Below are 17,867 nucleotides of genomic sequence, written 5' to 3' on the forward strand. Positions count from 1 at the left end.
CGATCGCAAGGCGCCGGAAGGTCCTTGTAGCGGAGCTACCAGGGCCTTTCGGCAACGCCGCGAGCGTGCGTGCCGGGCGTCGCGAGCCGGGCGCCCCTTTTGTTCGCAGCTCTGAAGCGGGGCGGGGTCGGCGGGGGAGAACACATGCGACGGGCCCGCGCCGTCGGGGGATGTGCGGCGCGGACCCGTCGGTCCTGATGCCCTGCGGACAAGCCTCCCGGGCCTGTCGGCCTGCGGCCTGGCAGCCTCTGGCCTGTCGGCTTGGCAGCGTCTGGCGTGTAGGCCTGTCCGTCCGCTGGCCTGGCGGCCTGCTGGACGGCGGCCTGCTGGACGGCGGTCTGCCGGCCCGCGCCGGTGCGGCGGGTGGGCGGCCTTCGTCCGTGCGGCCGAGGGAGGGCCCCAGTCTGCCGACCGCCTCTGGAGAACGGCTCGAACAGCGGTCGGCGGACCGTGCCCCGCTCAGCGGGGTCCGTCGGGGCGGTCCGGGACGAGCCGCTGCGGCGCCGTCCAGGTGAGGCCGGTCGACTCGCAGGCGGTGGCGGGCCCGGCCCAGGGGTCCTCGCCGTGGATGTCGAGGATCTGCTCGCGCAGCCACAGGTCGAAGGGGTCCTTCGACTCCGCCCAGCGCTTCCTGGTCCGCTCCGGGTCCGCGGTCTCGAACTCCACGATCACGTGGTCCCGGTTCGGGCGCGGGTCGATGCGCAGCACCTCGTGGGTGATGCCCAGCCGCCGCCGGGAGGCCTCGTACTCGCGCAGGCGCGGCCCTTGCAGCTCCTGGGTGAGCCGGTGCCAGGCCATGGGCTTGCCGTTGCGCAGCGGCACGGTGCGCACCACGGACCGGGTGCCCTTCTCGCTGCGCCGGCCGCCCTTGCGGGGCGCCAGCATCCGCATGCCGAGCGCGGAGAACAGGTTGGACGCCACCCCGTGCGCCCAGCGCTCGGCGATCCTGCCCTCCTCGTCGAACCGCCAGACGACGATGCCGACGGAGACGAACGAGCGGCCGGTGGGCGCGACGCCCAGCAGGTCGCCGAGGTGGGTGCCGCGCCAGGTGTTGTGGATGACGACCATGTCGCCGTGCGCGCTGATGTCCTCGATGGTGACGTGGAAGTCGGGGAACGCCTCACGCAGTCCGCCGATGGTGTACTTCACGCCCTCGCGGCCCTGGGGCGCCCCGGGCAGGCCCTCGTGGTCGACGACGTCCGGCCGGTACAGCTCGTCGACGACGGAGAAGTCGCCCCGGTTGACGAACTCGGCGAAGACGCGCCGGATGCTCGCCTTGTTGCGTTCCTCGGTACTCTCCCACGCCGTCAGCGCGGGGTTCACGGTGGTCGCGGTGGTCACAGCGGCAGTCCTCTCTTCCTGGGCGTTCACGAACGCGCTCACGCCGCGGCGGCGGTGTTCGAGGCCCACCGCGTGGCATAGGCGACGTGTTCCTGTTCCGTGGTGCGCAAGGTGCGGGCCCAGCCGAGCTTCAGCACCCGGTCGCGCAGCCAGATGGCGGCCGGGTTCTGCAGCGCGCCCATCACGCCGATGCGGTGGGCGAGCAGCTGCATGGGCCGGGTGCGCTCCTGCCGCTCGGCCTCGTAGTCGCGCAGTGCCTCGGGGACGGTGGCGCCGGGCGCGGCGAGGTGTTCGGCCAGCACGAGGGCGTCCTCGACGGCGAGGCAGGCGCCCTGTCCGATGTTGAAGCTGACGGCGTGCGCGGCGTCGCCGAGCAGGGTGACCCGGCCCCGGCCCCAGACCGGGTCGGGTCTGCGGTCCACCACGTCGCCGCGGATGATGCTCTCCGGCACGGTGGCGTCGAGGATCCGCCGCACCGGGTCGACCCAGCCGGCGTGCCGGGCACGCAGCATGTCCAGGGTCTGCTCGGGCGTGCCCTCGTCGCGGCCGCCCGCCGGGCCGTTGGCGACGCTCATCCAGTGCACGACGCCGGGCGCGATGTCGTAGTACGTGAAGCGGGTGCCGGGGCCGAACAGGGCCTGGAAACTGCCGGGTTCGAACTCCTCGGCGCTCATCTTCGCGTGACCGCGCCAGGCGATGTAGCCGGTGTAGTCGGGCGGCTGGTGGCCGAGCAGGCCGGCGCGTACGGCGGAGTGGACGCCGTCGGCACCGATCAGGAGGTCCCCGTCCTCGGAGGTTCCGTCGGCGAAGTGCAGGCTCACCCCGTCGGCGTGCTCGGTGTAGCCGGTGACCTCGGCGCCGGTGACGACGGGCGCGTCCACGGCGTCGCGCAGGATGCCGTGCAGGTCGGAGCGGCCGATGGCGACGGTGGGCTGCCCGTAGCGCTCGATGAACTCGCCCACCGGGTAGCTGCCGATGGCCCGGCCGGTCGAGGTCGCGAAGCGGCACACGGACTGGACGGGGGCGATCTCGGTGACCTGCTCGGCGAGCCCGAGGTGGGCCAGGGCGAGCATGCCGTTGGTGAAGATGTGCAGTCCCGCGCCGCCGTCGCGCAGTTCGGGCGCGCGCTCGAAGACGACGGACTCGATGCCCTGCTGCTGAAGGGCCAGCGCGGTGGCGAGACCGCCGAGTCCGCCGCCGGCGATGAGGGCTCGGCGGATGGGGCGGGGTGCTGGTGCGGACATGTCCTTCTCCCGGGAGTCGGGGCGGATGGCTTGGGCGGGTGCGGGGAGCCGGTGGTTCAGCGGTTCAGCTGGGGCATCTCGGCGGCCGGGTAGCGGTCCCCGGCCGTGATGCCGTACGGGGCGATGGAGTCGATCGCCGCCAGGACGTCGTCGGTGAGCCGCACGTCGCTCGCCAGGACGTTCTCCTCCAGGTAGGTGCGGCGCTTGGTGCCGGGGATGGCGACCACGTCCTGGCCGCGGGAGAGCACCCAGGCCAGCGCCAGGCGGCCGACCGTGGTGCCGGTCGCGGCGGCGAGGTCGCTGAGCCGGTCGACCACGGGCAGGTTCCGGCGGATGTTCCCGCTCTCGAAGCGGGGCGCGATGTGCCGGAAGTCGAGGCCCTCGGGGATGTCCGAGGTGTCGCGGATGGTGCCGGTGAGGAAGCCGCGGCCGAGCGGGCTGTAGGCGACGAAGCCGATGCCCAGCTCGCGCGTGGTCTCCAGCACGCCGTTCACCTCGACGTCGCGGGTGAACAGCGAGTACTCGGTCTGCACGGCGGTCAGCGGGTGCACCGCGTGGGCGCGCCGGATGGTCGCGGCCGCCGCCTCGGAGATCCCCAGGTGCCGCACGAGCCCGGCCTCGACGAGTCCGGCGAGCGCGCCGAAGGACTCCTCCACGGGAACCTCGGGGTCGACCCGGTGCAGGTAGTAGAGGTCGAGGTGGTCGGTGCCCAGGCGGCGCAGAGTGCCCTCGATCGACCGGCGGATGTACTCGGGGCGGTTGTTGACCCGCCACGTCAGGCGGCCGTTGTCGATCTCGCTGCCCACCTTGGAGGAGAGCACGACCTGGTCGCGGCGGCCGGCGACGGCGCGCCCGATCAGCTCCTCGTTGGCGTACGGGCCGTACATGTCGGCGGTGTCGAGCAGGGTGACGCCCAGCTCCAGGGCCCGGTGGATGGTGGCCAGCGCTTCCGTCGCGTCCGCCTCGCCGTAGCCGATCGTCATGCCCATGCAGCCGAGCCCCTGGGCGGAGACGTCGAGGCCGGGCTTGCCCAGCGTGCGGTGTCCGATTGCCATGCGGTGTGTCTCCTTGGAATCACGTGGTGCGTCTGGTGTCCGGGGCGAGGACGTGCGGGCCGCGCTGCCCTGCCGGGGGGTCGGTCAGGCCGGGGCCGGTGCCTGCCAGGTCACGGAGAGGCCGGTGTAGACGTACCGGCTGGCCTCGATGCCGAGCAGCACGACGCGGTGGCCGGGGCGGATGCGTCCCGAGGTCCAGCCCGCGTCCAGCGACAGCGGCACCGCCGCGGAGCCGGTGGCCCCCACGTCGGCCAGGTTCTCCACGATCCGCCCGGTGAGCGCCCGGTTCTCCGCGGCGGACAGACCGGCGGACTCGTACTCGCCGGCGAAGTAGTCGGCGTTGCCCTCCGGCAGCACGATCGCGTCGAACTCCCCGAGCGGGCGGCCCTCCTTGCGCGTCAGCTCCTGGATCGCGCGGACGAACACCTGCGGCCCGAAGGACGAGGTGCCCGGCACGTCGATCTTCATCTGGATCAGCTGGCGGCGGCGCAGCTGCTCCGCCTGCGGCACGTCCGTACCGCCGCCGATGATCTCCATGCCCGGCTTGCGCAGACCGCCCACGCAGGCGTTGACGAAGGTGGACGCGTCCGCCCGCGGGCCGGCCGGGTCGTCGACGGGCTCGGCCCGCAGCACCACGGCCCCCGCGCCGTCGCCGAACGTGTACAGCGTCAGCCGGTCCCGCATCCGCACCCGCGCCGGGTCCTTGCCCAGGAAGAGCGGAGCCATCAGCGGCGAGACGGACTCGCTGCCCACCACGAGAGCGGTGCGCGCCGTCCCGTCGGACAGCTGCCGCCTGGCCAGGTCCAGCGCCTGCACCCAGCCCGCGCAGGCCCCGCGGATCTCGATCGCGGCGGTGCTCTCCAGGCCCAGGTAGTGCTGCAGGGTGGTGGCCACGTTGGGCAGCGTGTACTCCGGCGTCGCCGTGCACACCACGATCAGGTCGACCTCGCCGGGCTCCACACCGGCCCGCTGAAGGGCCTGGCGGGAGGCGCGCTCGGCCATCCGGCTGTTGTTGATCACGTGCTCGCCCGTGACCGGGTCGATCATCCAGTACCGGGTCCTGACCTGGATGCCGTCGAGGACGTCGTCCGGCAGCGGCCCGACGTACTTCTCCAGCGCGGCGTTGTCCAGCGGATCACCGGGCACATAGCTGCCGGTGGACAGGATCTTCACGTCGTACGCGGTGGTCATCGGCCGGACTCCGTTCTGCGCAGGGGGGCGGGGGAGAGGACGAGCGAGGTGTGGGTGCCGCCGAGGGACGAGCTGTTGACCACGACGGGGCGGTGGGCGCGGCCGTCGCGCCAGGCGCCGACGGCGAGGACCGCCGACAGGTGTGCGCCCGCGCCGGCCGGCTCGCCGAGCACCCGCTTCGGGGTCTCGAACCGCACCCGCCCCAGATCGAACACCCGCTCCACGGCGGCTCGTTCGGGGCGGTCGGCGGCGGCGAGACCGGCCGCGTTCGCCCAGACGGCGCCGACGTCCTCGGGACGCAGCCCGGCGCCGTCCAGCGCCGCGCGCATCGCCCGCTCCACGCCCTCGCCCGCCGGGTCCCAGCGGCCGATGCCGCAGGCGTCCGAGGCGGTCGCGTGGCCCAGGACCACGGCGTGGATCGTGGCACCGCGCCGCTCGGCGCTCTCGCGGCGCTCCAGCACCAGCGTGATGCCGGCCTCGGCGAGCGTGTACCGGCGCCCGGCCGCCGTACCGAACAGCGGGATGGCGCGGTACGCGTCCAGCGCACCCGGCGAGAAGGCCTCCACCGCGGGCACCAGCAGGCGCTCGGCGCGACCGGTGCGCAGCATGTCGTAGGCCGCGCCCAGGGCGGCGGCGCCCGCCGCGTGGCCCGAGGTCAGCGTCGACGTCGGCCCCTTGGTGCCGAGGGCCATGGCGACCTGGCCGGCCGCACCGTTGTACACGGTGGCCGGGAACACGGCCGGGTTCGCGGCCTGCGCGCCCCCGGACAGCACCGGCGCGGTGAACCGTTCGCTGCTCTCCATCGGACCGATCCCGGTGCCGGCCACCACGCCGGTCGCGGCCGTGGCGGCCGCGTCGCCGTCCGCGTCCGCGTGCCCCAGGGCGGCCCGGCAGGCGGCGACGGCGAGCTGGGAGACCCGGTCCATGCGCCGGCGCTCCCGTGGGGTGCCCGCGGCCGACGGGTCGAACTCGACCCGGGCCAGGCGCAGTCCGTCCTCGGTGGCACCCTGCCGCCGCCCGGCCGCGTACGCGTCCCAGAGCGCCTCGGCGCCCTCGCCCGCCGAGGTGATCACCCCGAAGCCGGTGACCACGACGTCGTCCGGGCGGGAGTCCGCGGCCGGCACGGCGGGGCCGCCGGGGCGGGCGAAGGCGACCGTGGCGTTGGCCCCGGCGAACCCGAAGTTGTTCGACAGCGCGGTGTCCAGCACCATCGGGCGGCCCGTCCCCGCGACCGGGTCGAGCCCGCACTGCGGGTCCTCCCCGGCGAAGGAGGCGGTGGGCGGCGCCATCTGGTCGCGCAGCGCCAGCACCGTGACGATGCCCTCCACCGCACCGGCCCCGCCGAGCAGATGACCGATCAGCGACTTGGTGCTGGACAGGGAGGTCTTCTCGGCGGCGTCGCCGAACGCGGCCCGCACCGCGTTGCTCTCCGCCGCGTCGTTCTTCTGCGTGCCGGTGCCGTGCCCGTTGACGTACCGGACGTCGTCGGGGGCCAGGCCCGAGGAGGCCAGGGCCGCCCGGATCGCCCGCGCCGCGCCCTCCCCCTCGGGGTGTGGCGCCGTCGGGTGGTGGCCGTCCGCGGACAGGCCGTAGCCCAGCACCTCGGCGACGACCGGCGCCCCGGTCCGCTCGGCCGCCTCCTGCGACAGCAGCACGAGCATGCCGCTGCCCTCGCCCAGCGACAGACCCGAGCGGCCCTTGGAGTAAGGGGCCGCGGGCTGCACGGAGAGCGACTCCAGGCTGCTGAACCCGGCGAACGCCGACTCGGTGAAGGCGTCGCTGCCGCCCACGAGCATCGCGTCCGCGCGCCCCGCCCTGATCACGTCCAGGGCGTGGGCGAGCGCGTGCGCGCTGGAGGCGCAGGCCGTGTTCGCGCTGAGCACCGGACCCTTGAGGCCGAAGGCGGCCGACAGCGCCTCCGCGGCGGCCTGCGGCGGTACGAACGTGTACCGGTGCCAGTCGGGGGTGCGGCCCTCCTGCACCTCCCGCAGCGCGAGTTCGGCGCTGCGCCAGCCGCCGTGGCAGGTGCCGTACGCGACACCCCAGCGTTCGGCCGGGATGTCCGTGCCCACCGTCAGGCCGGCGGCGGCCATGGCCTCCTCGGCGGCGGTCAGCGCGAAGTCCAGGCAGGAGTCGCGGACGCCGGAGCCCGGGGCGTAGTCGTAGGCGGGGCGGGGGCGTTCGGTGATCTCGCCGCCCACGGTGGTCTGGTAGCCGTCCATGGGCAGGCCGCGCACGGGCGAGATCGCGATCCGCCCCGCCCGCACCCCGTCCCACAGGGCCTCGGCGGAACCGCCCTGCGAGGTGATCGCGCCCACGGCGGCGACCACGACACGGACGGCCTGGTCCGGTACGTCACTCATGCTCTGCTTCCCTTTCTGGACGGGCCTGTCCGGCCGCTCACGCGGGCCTGGACAGACTGAGGGCCACGGCCTGGCCCTCGATGCCCCGGGCCAGCGCCATCGCGTGCGCGGGCCCGGCCTCCCGGGCGCTGCCGCGGACATGGTCCAGTGCGCACGCCGGGTCGGGGTCGTCGAGGTTGAGGGTCGCGGGCAGCGCCCCGTGGTGCAGGGCGAGCGCGCACACGGCGGCGTTCAGCGCGCCGGCGCCGCCGACGAGGTGACCCGTCTGCGGCTTCACGCTGCTCACCGGAACGGACGCGGCGGCCGTGCCCAGCGCGGTGCGCAGTCCCGCGCTCTCCGAGGCGTCCCCGAGCCGGGTGCCCGAGCCGTCGGCGGCGATGTAGCCGAGGTCGCCGGCGGACAGCCGGGCGTCCCGCAGCGCGTGCCGCACCGCCCGCGACACGCCCCGGCCCCCGGCGTCCGGCGCCGGCGGCGTACCGCAGTCGTGGCCGGCGCCGTAGCCGGTCAGCTCGGCGTAGACGCGGGCGCCGCGGCGCAGCGCCGCCTGCTTCTCCTCCAGGACCAGCAGCGCGGCACCCTCGCCGGGGACCGCGCCGCTGCGCTCCCGGTCGAAGGGCCGGTACGCCGCCTGGCCGCGGTCGTTGCGCGTGGTCAGGACGCCGAGCCGGTCGAGCAGCGTCATCGCCCACCAGTCGGTGGCGTCCTCGTAGCCGCCCGCGATCACCACGTCCGCGTCGCCGCGGCGCACCGCGCGCATGCCCCGGCCGATCGCGGTGGCCCCCGCGTCCGCGCCGCCCGCGAAGAACGCGCTGGCGCCCCGGATGCCGTACGTCTGCGAGATGTTGAACACCGCGCCGGGCTGGAGTCCTTCGACGAAGAACAGCGGCGGCATGATGACGTCCGCGTGCCGGCCGAGGTGCGCCAGGTCGGCCCGGCCGTCCGGGCGGCGGATGACCTTCAGCTCCTCGATCAGCTGGTCCATGCGGCCGATCGACTTGTTGCCCCCGAGGTAGAGGCCGGCCCGGTGGCCCAGCTCGTCGCCCCCGGCCTGGTTGTGCGGCAGGCCCGCGTCGTCGAGGGCGAGCCGGGCGGCTGCCAGCGCGAGGCGGTCGCCGCGGTTGATGGTGCGCAGTTGCCGCCTGGTGGCGAACCGGGTGGCGTCGAAGCCGGGTATCTCACCGCCCAGCCGGGTCTGCAGCGGCGACGGGTCGTAGGCCCGGATCGGGCCGATCCCGCACTCGCCCGCCACCATCGCCTTCCAGTTGGCCTCGGGGCCTTCCCCCAGGGCGGTCAGCAGGCCGATGCCGCTGACGACGACCTGGCGTCCGGTGCCGCTCATCGGTGCTCCTCCGTCTCCTCGGGCCGTCATCGCTCCGCCTTCTCGGCCCGCTCGTCCTCGTAACGCCCCACGACCAGACCGACGTTGGTGCCGCCGAAGGCGAAGGCGTTGATGAGGGCGTGGCGCACGTCGTGCTCGCGCGCCGTGTTGGGGACGAAGTCGAGGTCGAGCTTGCGGTCGGGGGTCTCCTGGTTGATGGTCGGCGGCACCAGACCGTGGTTGATCGCCCCGATCGAGGCGAACACGCTGAGCGCGGCGCCCGCCGAGGTGAGGTGGCCGGCCATCGACTTGGGCGAGCTGACCAGCAGCCGGTAGGCGTGGTCGCCGAACACCTTCTTGATCGCCGTGGTCTCCGACAGGTCGTTTCCGTGGGTGCTGGTGCCGTGTGCCGCGACGTAGTCGATGTCGGACGGTTCGAGACCGGCGTCCGCGATCGCGGCCTGCATGGACTCGACGGCCCCGCTGCCGTCCGGCGGCGAGTCGGTGACGCGCCAGGCGTTGAGGCTGGTGCCGTAGCCCAGGATCTCGGCGAGGATGTGCGCCCCGCGGGCGCGGGCCGCCTCCAGGTCCTCCAGGACGAAGGCGACGCCGCCCTCCCCGAGGACGAACCCGGACCGCTTCCCGTCGAAGGGGCGGCTGGCCCGCGTCGGGTCGTCGTTGTACTCCTTGGTCAGCGCCCCCAGCAGGCTGAAGCCCACCAGGTCGAGCCAGGAGGTCAGCGAGTCGTAGCCGCCCGCGAGCATCAGTGTCGCGTCACCCTCCTGGAGGGTGCGGAAGGCCTCTCCGATGGCGTGCGCGGAGCCCGAGCAGGCCGTGGACACGCCCAGCATCGGACCGGTCGCGTCCAGCATCCTGGCCATCGCGGCGGTGGGGACGCTCTGGCTGTAGGACAGCGAGTCCGAGGGCGCGTACGGGAAGAACGCGTCGCCGCGGCCGGTCTCCTCGCGCAGCGCCCCGACGTCCACCAGCCACTGCAGGTCCGGGCGGTCCACGCTGGCGCCCATGGCCACGCCCATGTCCGCGCCGTCGTAGGTGTCCTTGCCGACGCCCGCGTCGCGCAGCGCCTCCCAGGCCGCGCCCACGCCGAAGGTGCCCGGCCGCAGCAGCCGGCGCAGGCCGACCGAGGCGGGCACGGCCTCGGCGAGGTCGAAGTCCTTGACCTCGCCGGCGATGGTCACGTCGTGACCGGTGGTGTCGATCGAGGTCAACCGGCCGACACCGCTGCGTCCTTCGGCCAGGCCGCGCCAGGTGCTCTCGGCGTCGTTGCCGAGCGGCGTGACGGCGCCCATGCCGGTGACGACCACCCTGCGGTTCATCGCAGCGCCTCCGTCCCCGGCACCGGCCGGCGGCCGGCGCGGTCGGTCAGGTGGGACCGCATCATCGGCCTCCCTCGGTCGTGGACCGCCCCGGACCGGGCTGCGGGGTCCGGCCGTCAAGCCTCATGCCGATCGTCTCCTTCTGCGGTGGGTGTGCTGTGCGGTGCCGTGTCCGGCGTCTGGCGGGTGGGCGGCCCGGAGCCGGGGGCCGTGCCGGGCGGGTCGGCCGGGCACACCACGACGGCGTGGGCCACGGCGAGACCTCCGCTGTGGCTCAGGGAGATGTCGATGTGGTGCATGCCGAGGGCCTGCGCGAGGCTCTCCGCCTCGCCGTGCAGGCGTACCCGGGGGCGTCCGCCGCGGTCGTTGACGACCTCGATGTCCGTCCACTCCATGCTCGGGGTCATTCCGGTCCCCAGGCACTTGAGCACGGCCTCCTTGACGGCCCAGCGGCCCGCGAGGTGTTCGCCGGTGCGTCTGCGGCGGTCGCAGTAGGCCAGCTCGCGAGGGGTGAACACCTGCTCGCGCAGCCCGGGTTGCGAGGCCATCAGCTTCTCGACCCGGGCCACCTCGGCCACGTCGATGCCGGTCCGCACGCGCAGCGGCGGCGGGTCGGGGCGGTCGGGCGACCGCCCCGCGCCCGGCTCACGCAGCGGCTGCGGCGAGTGAGGCACGCTCGGCCACCAGGTCCGTCAGGTTCTGCACGGTGAACAGCGTCAGGACCTCGTCCGCCGTGAGCTTGCCGGCCAGTTCCTGCACGTCGATCTGCGGTAGGGACTTCTTGAGCTGGGCCAGGCCGACCTCGTTGATGATGTCGTCCTCGTCGGCGAACTCCTCGTCGGGGATGCCGCCCTGGAGCAGTTCGGCTATGTCCGCGACCTTGATCTTCACGTCCGAGGCCCGCTCGATGCGGAACAGGACGTCGAGCAGGTCGATGGACTCGGCGTCCAGGTCGCCCAGCAGGGTGGCCTCGGGCACGACCTCCTCGATGTCGAGGCCCAGCGCGACGGCGACGGCGTCCTGGACGATGGCGGAGAAGTCTTTCTCCTCGTACGACATGTGTTCTTACCCTTCGTGAACAGTTGTTGCGATGGGACGGGCCGGGATGGTGCGGCGGGCCGACGGCTGCCGGGATGGGTCAGGACGCCAACGGCTCCTGCCAGGTGTCCGACATGAGGGAGGAGTACAGCTGCGTCAGACGGCGCGGGTCCCCGCTGGAGCGGGTGCGGACCTCTTCGAGCGTCCGGCCGGCGAGCCCGCTGAGCACCCGGCCGGGGCCGATCTCGGTGTACGCGCTCACCGGGTGCCGTGCGGCCGTGCGCAGCACCTCGACCCAGCGGACGGGGCCGGTGAGCTGGCGCCGCAGCAGTTCCCTGGCCTCCTCGCCCGAGCGGACGTAGGTGCCGGAGACCGAGCTGATCACCGGCAGGACCGGATCGGCGAAGGGCCGGGCGGCGAGCGCCTCGGTGAACTCCTCCTCCACCGCCTGCATCAGCGAGCAGTGGAAGGGGGCGCTCACCTTCAGCGGCACGACCCGCTCGGCGCCGGCGCGCAACGCGACCCGGCCGGCCTCCTCGACGGCACGGGCGTGCCCCGAGATGACGGTCTGCAGCGGCTCGTTGTAGTTCGCGACCTGGACCAGGCCGAAGCCGTCGGCGTCGGCGCAGGAGGCCAGCACCTTGTCCGCGGGCAGGCCGAGGACGGCCGCCATCGCGCCGGGCACCTCGGCGGCCACCTCGCCCATCAGCCGGCCACGCAACCGCACCAGTTCCAGGGCCGATTCCAGGGACAGCACGCCCGCGGCCACCAGGGCCGGGTACTCGCCGAGGCTGTGGCCCGCGGTCGCCTCGGGCCGGTAGCCGGCCGTCCGCAGCACCTCCCACACGGCGAGGCTGGTCGTGGCGATGGCGGGCTGGGTGATCTCCGTGCGGGCGAGTTCCGCGGCGCTTCCGCTCACGCAGATCTGCGACAGCGGCAGGTCCAGGATCTCGTCGGCGCGGGCGAACAGCCGCCGGGCCGAAGGATAGGTGTCGAGCAGGTGCGCGGCCATGCCGGGCCGTTGCGAGCCCTGCCCTGGGAACATGGCCAGGCAGCTGGTCCGCGTGCCGTGGCCCTCGGGGCCGGTCCGAGCGGTCATCAGGTACTCCTTCCACGAGTCGGTGCGGGGGTGCGCTGCCAGCCGGCCGCGTCGGGTGCGGTGGCCGGCTCGGGGCGGTTCCAGGCGCCCGGCCCGGCCCAGCCGCGGCCGGGCGTCCGCGGCGTCTCCTGCGGGGCGGGGTCCCGGAGCACCGTGGTGAGCACGACCAGCAGCGCGGCCAGTTCCTCCGGTGTCGGGTTGCCCCGCAGCACCGACAGCGGGGCGACCGGTGGCGTGTTCACAGCGGCTCGTTGCCGTGCTTGCGCAGCGGCTGCCTGGCCCGCTTGGTGCGCAGCATGTCCAGGGACTTGATCAGCACCCGCCGGGTGTCGGCCGGGTCGATGACGTCGTCCACGTGACCGCGCCGGGCGGCGACGAAGGGGTTCATCAGCTGCTCGGTGTACTCCGCGACCAGCTCGCGGCGCGCCTTCTCCGGCTCCGCCGCCGAGCTGATCTGCCGGCGGAAGATGATGTTGGCCGCGCCGTCGGCGCCCATCACGGCCGTCTGGTTGGAGGGCCAGGCGAACGACAGGTCGGAGCCGATCGACTTGGAGTCCATGACGATGTACGCGCCGCCGAACGCCTTGCGCAGGATGACCTGCACACGCGGCACCGTCGCCTCGCAGTACGCGTACAGCAGCTTCGCGCCGCGCCGGATGATCGCGTTGTGCTCCTGGTCGGTGCCGGGCATGAACCCCGGCACGTCGACCAGCGTCACGAGCGGGATGTTGAACGCGTCGCAGGTGCGCACGAACCGTGCGGCCTTCTCCGAGGAGTCGATGTCGAGGACCCCGGCCATGGCGGCGGGCTGGTTGCCGACGATGCCCACCGTGTGGCCGTCCAGGCGGGCCAGGGCGCACACGATGTTCGGCGCCCACCTCTCCTGGACCTCCAGGTAGTCGCCGTCGTCCACGATGTGGCCGATGACCGTCCGGATGTCGTACGGCGTGCGGTCGTCGACCGGCACCAGGCGCAGCAGTTCCTCGCAGCGCCGGTCCGGTTCGTCCAGCGGCCGGGTGTACGGCGGCGTCTCGGCGTTGTTCGACGGCAGGTAGGAGAGCAGTTCCCGCACGCCCTCGAAGCAGGACTCCTCGTCCGGGGCCACGAAGCTCGCCACGCCGGTCCGCGTGCCGTGGGTGTAGGCGCCGCCCAGCTCCTCCTGGGTGATCTTCTCGCCGGTGACCGCCTGCACCACGTCGGGCCCGGTGATGAACATGTTGGCCATGCCCTCGACCATGAACGTGTAGTCGGTGAGCGCGGGGGAGTAGACCGCGCCGCCCGCGCAGGAGCCGAGGACGACGCTGATCTGCGGCACCACGCCCGAGGCGCGGACGTTGCGGGCGAAGAGCTTGCCGAAGCCGGCCAGGGCGTCGATGCCCTCCTGGATGCGGGCGCCGCCGCCGTCGTTGAGCCCGATGACCGGCGCGCCGACGGAGTCGGCGAGGTCGAGGAGCTGGTGGATCTTCGCGGCGAACGTCGCGCCCAGCGCGCCGCCGCGCACCCGGGCGTCGTGGGCGAAGACGAAGACCGTACGGCCGTCGACCTCGCCCCAGCCCGTGATCACTCCGTCGCCCTCGGGGTGGGAGTCCTCCATGCCGAAGCCCGTCGCCCGGTGCTCGGCGAACAGGCCGAGTTCGGTGAACGTGCCCGGGTCGAGCAGCGTCTCGATGCGCTGACGGGCCAGCAGCTTGCCCTTGGAGAGATGGCGGGCGTCGGCCTCCGGGTCGTGGCCGAAGTGGGCCTCCGCCCGGCGGGCGGTCAGCTCGTCGGTCAGATCCGTCATCGTCGCGGTGCGTGCCGGTGCCGTGCTCTCGGGGTCGGTCTGGTCGAGGTCAGGCAGCACGGCCTGGGGAGCGTCCGGAAGAGCCATTGCGGTCCCTCTCTGTCCTGCCCTGTCGCTTCGGGGCCTTCACAGCAACCCTCGGCCACGGGGATGGGCGCGGGTCTTGAGCGGGTCTTGACGGGACTGGAGCGCCTCTTGACGGGGGGTGTAAACCCAGGTCGGCGCCTATGAGCGGGGTGCGGTCAGGGGCCCTGGGACGCGCGCGGCAAGCTCCGCTCGGACGCCCCACGGCACCGGGGCGTGTTCCGCAAGCCCCGCCCGCCCCGCGGCGTCCGGCACGCACGCTCGCCGCGTTCGCGGGATCACCACGTACGCCTGGTACGGGGACGGCCCTCCGCCTCGCGATCGCACGCACCGGGTGCCGCGAGCTTCCCGGCCGGCCTTCCCGGTCACCGCACTAGACGGTGGGCCGGACGGCCTCGGCCGGCTCGCCGGCGCGGCCCGTCCTGAGTTCGGCCGCGAAGCTGCGCTGCAGGCCGTCCAGCCGGTAGCGGGTGGGCAGGTCGGCCGCGGGGGGCTCGGCCACGGTCAGGAAGTGGGCCTCCACCAGCTGCTCGCAGGCGTCCTCGATCGTCGCGAAGTCCTTGCCCAGCACCGGGCACGCCAGATCGGCGTCGAACTCGGACACCGTCAGGTCGGCCAGGCAGCGCAGCACCTCACGGGCGTCGTCGGGCAGCGCGTTGTAGGACGCGGTGAAGCTGGCGCGCACGCTCAGCGAGCTGTGCGTCAGCTCGTCGAGCCGCCGCCGCTCGTCGCTCAGCCGGTCCGCGTAGCGGCGCAGCGACCAGTGCGGCCGGGCGTTGAGCCGTACGGCGGCGGCGCGCAGGGCGAGCGGCAGCCCGCCGCAGTACCGGGCGATCGCGGCGGCCGCGGCCGGCTCCTGGGTGACCCGCTCGCCGCCCAGCAGCCGGGCCAGGAGCCGCACACTGTGCCCGTGCGGCAGCTCGGCCAGGGTCAGGACCCGGGCGCCGAGCGGCGTGCTGAGCCGGCCCCTGCTGGTGAGCAGCACGGCCGACTCCCCGCTGCCCGGCAGCAGCGGCTGCACCTGCTCGTCGTCGTAGGCGTCGTCGAGCGTGATCAGCAGCCGGCGCCCGGTGAGGGCGAGCCGGTAGACCTCGGCGCGCTCGTCGGGATCGGCCGGGATCTCGTCCGGCTCCGTCCCGAGGGCGCGCAGCAGCCGGCCCAGGATCGCGTGCGGATCAGCGGGACGCGCGCCGCTGCCGCGCAGCGCCGCGTACAACTGCCCGTCAGGGAAGGCGGACCGGAGCCGGTGCCCTAGACGCACGGCGAGCGCGGTCTTGCCGACCCCGCCGCCGCCGACGACCAGCACGGCGGGCGGCTGGGTCACCGAGGGGTGCGTCAACGTCCGCTGTGCGAGGTCGAGTTCGCGCTCGCGGCCGGTGAAGTCGGGCAGGTCCAGCGGCAGCATGTGCGGTACCGCGGACGGGGGCCGGGCCGGGACGGGATGCGGTCCGCCGCCGTGCGGCTCCGCGCTCCGCTCGGGCAGCGGGGCGGCAGCGGCCGCCTCGCCGCGCAGGATCGTCTCGTAGAGCTGCTGCACCCGCCGCGAGGGGTCGGTGCCCAGTTCCTTGGCGATCAGCGCGCGCATCGACTGGTAGTGCTCCAGGGCGTCGACGCTGCGGCCCTCCAGGTACAGGGCGAGCATCAGGCGTTCGCCGAGCTGCTCGGAGAGCGGGTCGGTCAGCAGGGCGGCGCGCAGTTCCGCGAGGACGGCACCGGGGCGCTCCAGCCGGATCTCGGTGTCGGCCCACTGGCTGAGTGCCTCGTGGTGCAGCTGGCGCAGCGTCTCGCGGACCCGGGCCGCCCAGTCGCTGTGCATGCCGCCCAGCGCGTCGCCCCGCCACAGGGTCAGGGCCTGCTGGAGCAGCACGCTGCGTTCCTGGTCGCCGAGCGTCTCCTGCTGGGCGTCCTTGAGCAGACGGCGGAACCGCACCAGGTCCACCGCGCCGGGATCCATCGAGACCAGGTAGCCGGCCGGCGACCTGACCAGGCCGATCGGTTCGGGCAGGTGAGCCGAGGCACGGGCCAGCGCGCGGCGCAGCCGGGTGACGTAGGTGTGGACGACGTTGCGGACCCCGGCGGGTGGCCGGTCCCCCCAGACGCGGTCGACGAGGGACTCCAGCGGCACCGGCCGCTCGGGATCGACCAGCAGGGCGCCGAGGATGCTGCGTTGCCGTGCGGGGCCGATGTCGGCCAGGGCGCTGCCCGTCCACAGTTCTATCGATCCCAGTATCCGGATCTCCATCGAAGACCACCCGTCCCTTCCGTGGCCGGAAAACTAACTCCGGCCGGTGCAGCGCTCCTCGATTCCTGCTCTGCCCCGCCGGAGCGGTTCATTCCGCTTGTCCGCCGGGACACTGGGCCGCGGACCTGCGCCCTTCCCCCGCCGCCCACGAGGGGCGGACGCGCTCCAGCGGAGCACGAGGGACAGGCGAGGGGAGCGGCCTAGCGTCACCGGACGAACCGAACAAGCCACTGCCTGAAGGAGTCCCCATGGCCACCGAGGAGCACGAGTTCACTCTGCCCGGCGCGGACCTGCCGCAGCCCGACGAGGACCTGCGCAAGCGGCGCGAGGCGGTCGTCATCGAGCACACCGTCGCCGAGGGTGCCTGGGACATCGACGGAGTGATCGCGACGTTCCCGCGCGGCGGCGTGTACCGCGTCATCCCGTTCGAGGAGTCCCCGCTGATCGGTGAAGAGGCCATCAAGAAGGGCTACTTCGCCGAACTGCAGAAGGCCTTCCCGGTCGCGGACCACAGCCTGTTCCACGTCCACCACACGCCGACCGCCGTGATCGTGGAGGCGCAGTTCCGCGCCAAGCAGGAGGCGGACTGGCGCGGCATCCCCAACCGGGGCAAGACCGTCGACGCCCCCGTGGCGATCTTCTTCCACTTCGACGGTGACGTACTGATCGACGAGACGCTCTACTTCGACATGGCCACCTTCGCCCGTCAGCTCGCCTGACCCCTCGCGCCGGGGCGCCCCCAGCCGGCGCCCCGGAGGCCCGGGTCCCGCCCACCGCCGACCGCCCACCGCCGACACGACAAGGACCACCCATGAGCGTGTCCAGGACGGACCGGAAGAAGAAGCCGCAGCCGACCCGCTCGGCGGGGGTGCGCCCGATCCTCCTCGAGGCAGCGGGCCTCACCCTGTCCGGCCTGCTGGCCGAGCCCGACGGCCCGCCCCGGGCCACCGTCGTCGCCGTGCACGGCGGTGGCATGCTCGCGGGCTACTTCGACGGGCAGGTCCACCCCGACCTGTCCCTGCTCACCCTCGGCGCCCGCCTCGGCTTCACCGTGCTCGCCCTCGACCGGCCCGGCTACGGCAGGTCCGCCCGGCAGATACCCGCCGGCATGACCCTCGGCGAGCAGTCCGCCGTGCTCTCCGCGGCACTCGGCGCCTTCGCCGCCCGGCACGCCGTGGGGCGGGGCTTCCTGCTGCTCGCCCACTCCTACGGCGGCAAGCTCGCCCTCACGACCGTCGCGGACACCCCCGGCCTGCTCGCCCTCGACGCCTCCGGCGTCGGCCACCGCTTCAGCGCCGGGCCCGCCGGCCGGCGGCTGCGCCGCAACCTCGACTGGGAGCGCAACTGGGGCCCGCTGAGCCTGTATCCGGCGGGCACCTTCCGCGCGGCCGAGGCCCTGGTCGCGCCCATGCCCGAGCGCGAGGCCTCCGAAGTGGACCTGTGGCCGGAGATGTTCGAGGAACTGGCGCCCCGGATCGACGTCCCGCTGCGGCTGACCTTCGCGGAGCACGAGGGCTGGTGGGTGCACGGGGAGGAGGACCTCGCCCACCTGGCCTCCCGGCTGTCCAAGGCACCCGTGCTCCGGATCGGGCACCAGCCCCGCGCGGGCCATAACATCAGCCTCGGCCTGGCCGCACGCTCCTATCACCTGAGCGCGTTCGCCTTCTTCGAGGAGTGCCTGCAGGCCGCCGCGGAGACCCGTCCGTGAACCCGGACGCGCGCCGTACCTCCCGGTCGGCCCCGTGCCGGCGCGGCGGCCGGGCAGGCCGGTG

Annotated in this window: 15 protein-coding genes; 2 read left to right on the forward strand and 13 right to left on the reverse strand. The window is 73.9% G+C overall.

The features are described 5' to 3' along the window. Positions 1–459: 459 nt before the first annotated feature. The 13 genes from ABZ719_RS28005 to ABZ719_RS28065 all read right to left on the reverse strand — a co-directional run bounded on the left by ABZ719_RS28005 (position 460) and on the right by ABZ719_RS28065 (position 16,095). Entirely contained in the window at positions 460–1,341 is an 882-nt protein-coding gene (locus ABZ719_RS28005; RefSeq protein ID WP_366727950.1) for an ester cyclase, read from the reverse strand. 38 nt (positions 1,342–1,379) lie between these two features. Beyond that, complete coding sequence (locus tag ABZ719_RS28010) at positions 1,380–2,585, reverse strand: FAD-dependent monooxygenase (protein ID WP_366727951.1); 1,206 nt, start codon at positions 2,583–2,585, stop codon at positions 1,380–1,382. 56 nt (positions 2,586–2,641) lie between these two features. Then, a complete protein-coding gene (locus ABZ719_RS28015; protein WP_366727952.1) occupies positions 2,642–3,640 on the reverse strand; it encodes an aldo/keto reductase in 999 nt (332 codons plus the stop codon). Between the two features lie 84 nt (positions 3,641–3,724). Then, complete coding sequence (locus ABZ719_RS28020; RefSeq protein WP_366727953.1) at positions 3,725–4,831, reverse strand: 3-oxoacyl-[acyl-carrier-protein] synthase III C-terminal domain-containing protein; 1,107 nt, start codon at positions 4,829–4,831, stop codon at positions 3,725–3,727. Further along, positions 4,828–7,194 (reverse strand): beta-ketoacyl-[acyl-carrier-protein] synthase family protein, encoded by a 2,367-nt coding sequence (locus ABZ719_RS28025; protein ID WP_366727954.1) that lies wholly within the window; start codon positions 7,192–7,194, stop codon positions 4,828–4,830. The genes ABZ719_RS28020 and ABZ719_RS28025 overlap by 4 nt, the downstream gene beginning before the upstream one ends. A 37-nt stretch (positions 7,195–7,231) precedes the next feature. Beyond that, on the reverse strand, positions 7,232–8,533 hold the full coding sequence (locus ABZ719_RS28030) for a beta-ketoacyl-[acyl-carrier-protein] synthase family protein (RefSeq protein ID WP_366727955.1): 1,302 nt from the start codon (positions 8,531–8,533) through the stop codon (positions 7,232–7,234). A 26-nt stretch (positions 8,534–8,559) separates the two neighbouring features. Beyond that, positions 8,560–9,849, reverse strand: a complete 1,290-nt coding sequence (locus ABZ719_RS28035) for a beta-ketoacyl-[acyl-carrier-protein] synthase family protein (RefSeq protein ID WP_366727956.1) — start codon at positions 9,847–9,849, stop codon at positions 8,560–8,562. Positions 9,850–9,965: 116 nt separating this feature from the next. Continuing rightward, entirely contained in the window at positions 9,966–10,523 is a 558-nt protein-coding gene (gene acpS / locus ABZ719_RS28040; protein WP_366727957.1) for a holo-ACP synthase, read from the reverse strand. Further along, the gene (locus ABZ719_RS28045; RefSeq protein WP_037858989.1) at positions 10,495–10,908 is read right to left on the reverse strand and encodes an acyl carrier protein; all 414 of its coding nucleotides are present in this window, start codon (positions 10,906–10,908) and stop codon (positions 10,495–10,497) included. The genes acpS and ABZ719_RS28045 overlap by 29 nt, the downstream gene beginning before the upstream one ends. A gap of 79 nt (positions 10,909–10,987) precedes the next feature. After that, positions 10,988–11,986, reverse strand: coding sequence for an ACP S-malonyltransferase (gene fabD, locus ABZ719_RS28050; protein WP_366727958.1), 999 nt, complete (start codon positions 11,984–11,986; stop codon positions 10,988–10,990). Then, positions 11,986–12,228, reverse strand: coding sequence for an acyl-CoA carboxylase subunit epsilon (locus tag ABZ719_RS28055; RefSeq protein WP_366727959.1), 243 nt, complete (start codon positions 12,226–12,228; stop codon positions 11,986–11,988). Before ABZ719_RS28055 ends, fabD begins: the two co-directional genes overlap by 1 nt. Further along, on the reverse strand, positions 12,225–13,856 hold the full coding sequence (locus ABZ719_RS28060) for an acyl-CoA carboxylase subunit beta (protein WP_366727960.1): 1,632 nt from the start codon (positions 13,854–13,856) through the stop codon (positions 12,225–12,227). The genes ABZ719_RS28055 and ABZ719_RS28060 overlap by 4 nt, the downstream gene beginning before the upstream one ends. Positions 13,857–14,226: 370 nt before the next feature. Further along, positions 14,227–16,095 carry a BTAD domain-containing putative transcriptional regulator gene (locus tag ABZ719_RS28065; RefSeq protein WP_366727961.1) on the reverse strand — a complete coding sequence of 623 codons (1,869 nt, stop codon included), beginning with the start codon at positions 16,093–16,095 and terminating at the stop codon, positions 14,227–14,229. A gap of 248 nt (positions 16,096–16,343) precedes the next feature. Here ABZ719_RS28065 and ABZ719_RS28070 point away from each other — a divergent pair, with 248 nt between their 5' ends. Next, positions 16,344–16,814: a nuclear transport factor 2 family protein gene (locus ABZ719_RS28070; RefSeq protein WP_037858985.1), complete on the forward strand. Its 471-nt coding sequence runs from the start codon at positions 16,344–16,346 to the stop codon at positions 16,812–16,814. A gap of 92 nt (positions 16,815–16,906) precedes the next feature. Beyond that, the gene (locus ABZ719_RS28075) at positions 16,907–17,803 is read left to right on the forward strand and encodes an alpha/beta fold hydrolase (RefSeq protein WP_366727962.1); all 897 of its coding nucleotides are present in this window, start codon (positions 16,907–16,909) and stop codon (positions 17,801–17,803) included. Positions 17,804–17,867 lie beyond the last annotated feature (64 nt).

The organism is Streptomyces sp. NPDC006743 (genome assembly GCF_040703815.1).
In the GTDB taxonomy this organism is placed as follows: Bacteria; Actinomycetota; Actinomycetes; order Streptomycetales; family Streptomycetaceae; genus Streptomyces.

Bases quoted from the DNA above. Each gene is read 5' to 3' on its own strand.
- ABZ719_RS28010 (WP_366727951.1), bottom strand. From the start codon at position 2,585: ATGTCCGCACCAGCACCCCGCCCCATCCGCCGAGCCCTCATCGCCGGC.
- ABZ719_RS28015 (WP_366727952.1), bottom strand. From the start codon at position 3,640: ATGGCAATCGGACACCGCACGCTGGGCAAGCCCGGCCTCGACGTCTCC.
- ABZ719_RS28020 (WP_366727953.1), bottom strand. From the start codon at position 4,831: ATGACCACCGCGTACGACGTGAAGATCCTGTCCACCGGCAGCTATGTG.
- ABZ719_RS28025 (WP_366727954.1), bottom strand. From the start codon at position 7,194: ATGAGTGACGTACCGGACCAGGCCGTCCGTGTCGTGGTCGCCGCCGTG.
- ABZ719_RS28030 (WP_366727955.1), bottom strand. From the start codon at position 8,533: ATGAGCGGCACCGGACGCCAGGTCGTCGTCAGCGGCATCGGCCTGCTG.
- ABZ719_RS28035 (WP_366727956.1), bottom strand. From the start codon at position 9,849: ATGAACCGCAGGGTGGTCGTCACCGGCATGGGCGCCGTCACGCCGCTC.
- ABZ719_RS28045 (WP_037858989.1), bottom strand. From the start codon at position 10,908: ATGTCGTACGAGGAGAAAGACTTCTCCGCCATCGTCCAGGACGCCGTC.
- fabD (WP_366727958.1), bottom strand. From the start codon at position 11,986: ATGACCGCTCGGACCGGCCCCGAGGGCCACGGCACGCGGACCAGCTGC.
- ABZ719_RS28060 (WP_366727960.1), bottom strand. From the start codon at position 13,856: ATGGCTCTTCCGGACGCTCCCCAGGCCGTGCTGCCTGACCTCGACCAG.
- ABZ719_RS28065 (WP_366727961.1), bottom strand. From the start codon at position 16,095: ATGGAGATCCGGATACTGGGATCGATAGAACTGTGGACGGGCAGCGCC.
- ABZ719_RS28070 (WP_037858985.1), top strand. From the start codon at position 16,344: ATGGCCACCGAGGAGCACGAGTTCACTCTGCCCGGCGCGGACCTGCCG.
- ABZ719_RS28075 (WP_366727962.1), top strand. From the start codon at position 16,907: ATGAGCGTGTCCAGGACGGACCGGAAGAAGAAGCCGCAGCCGACCCGC.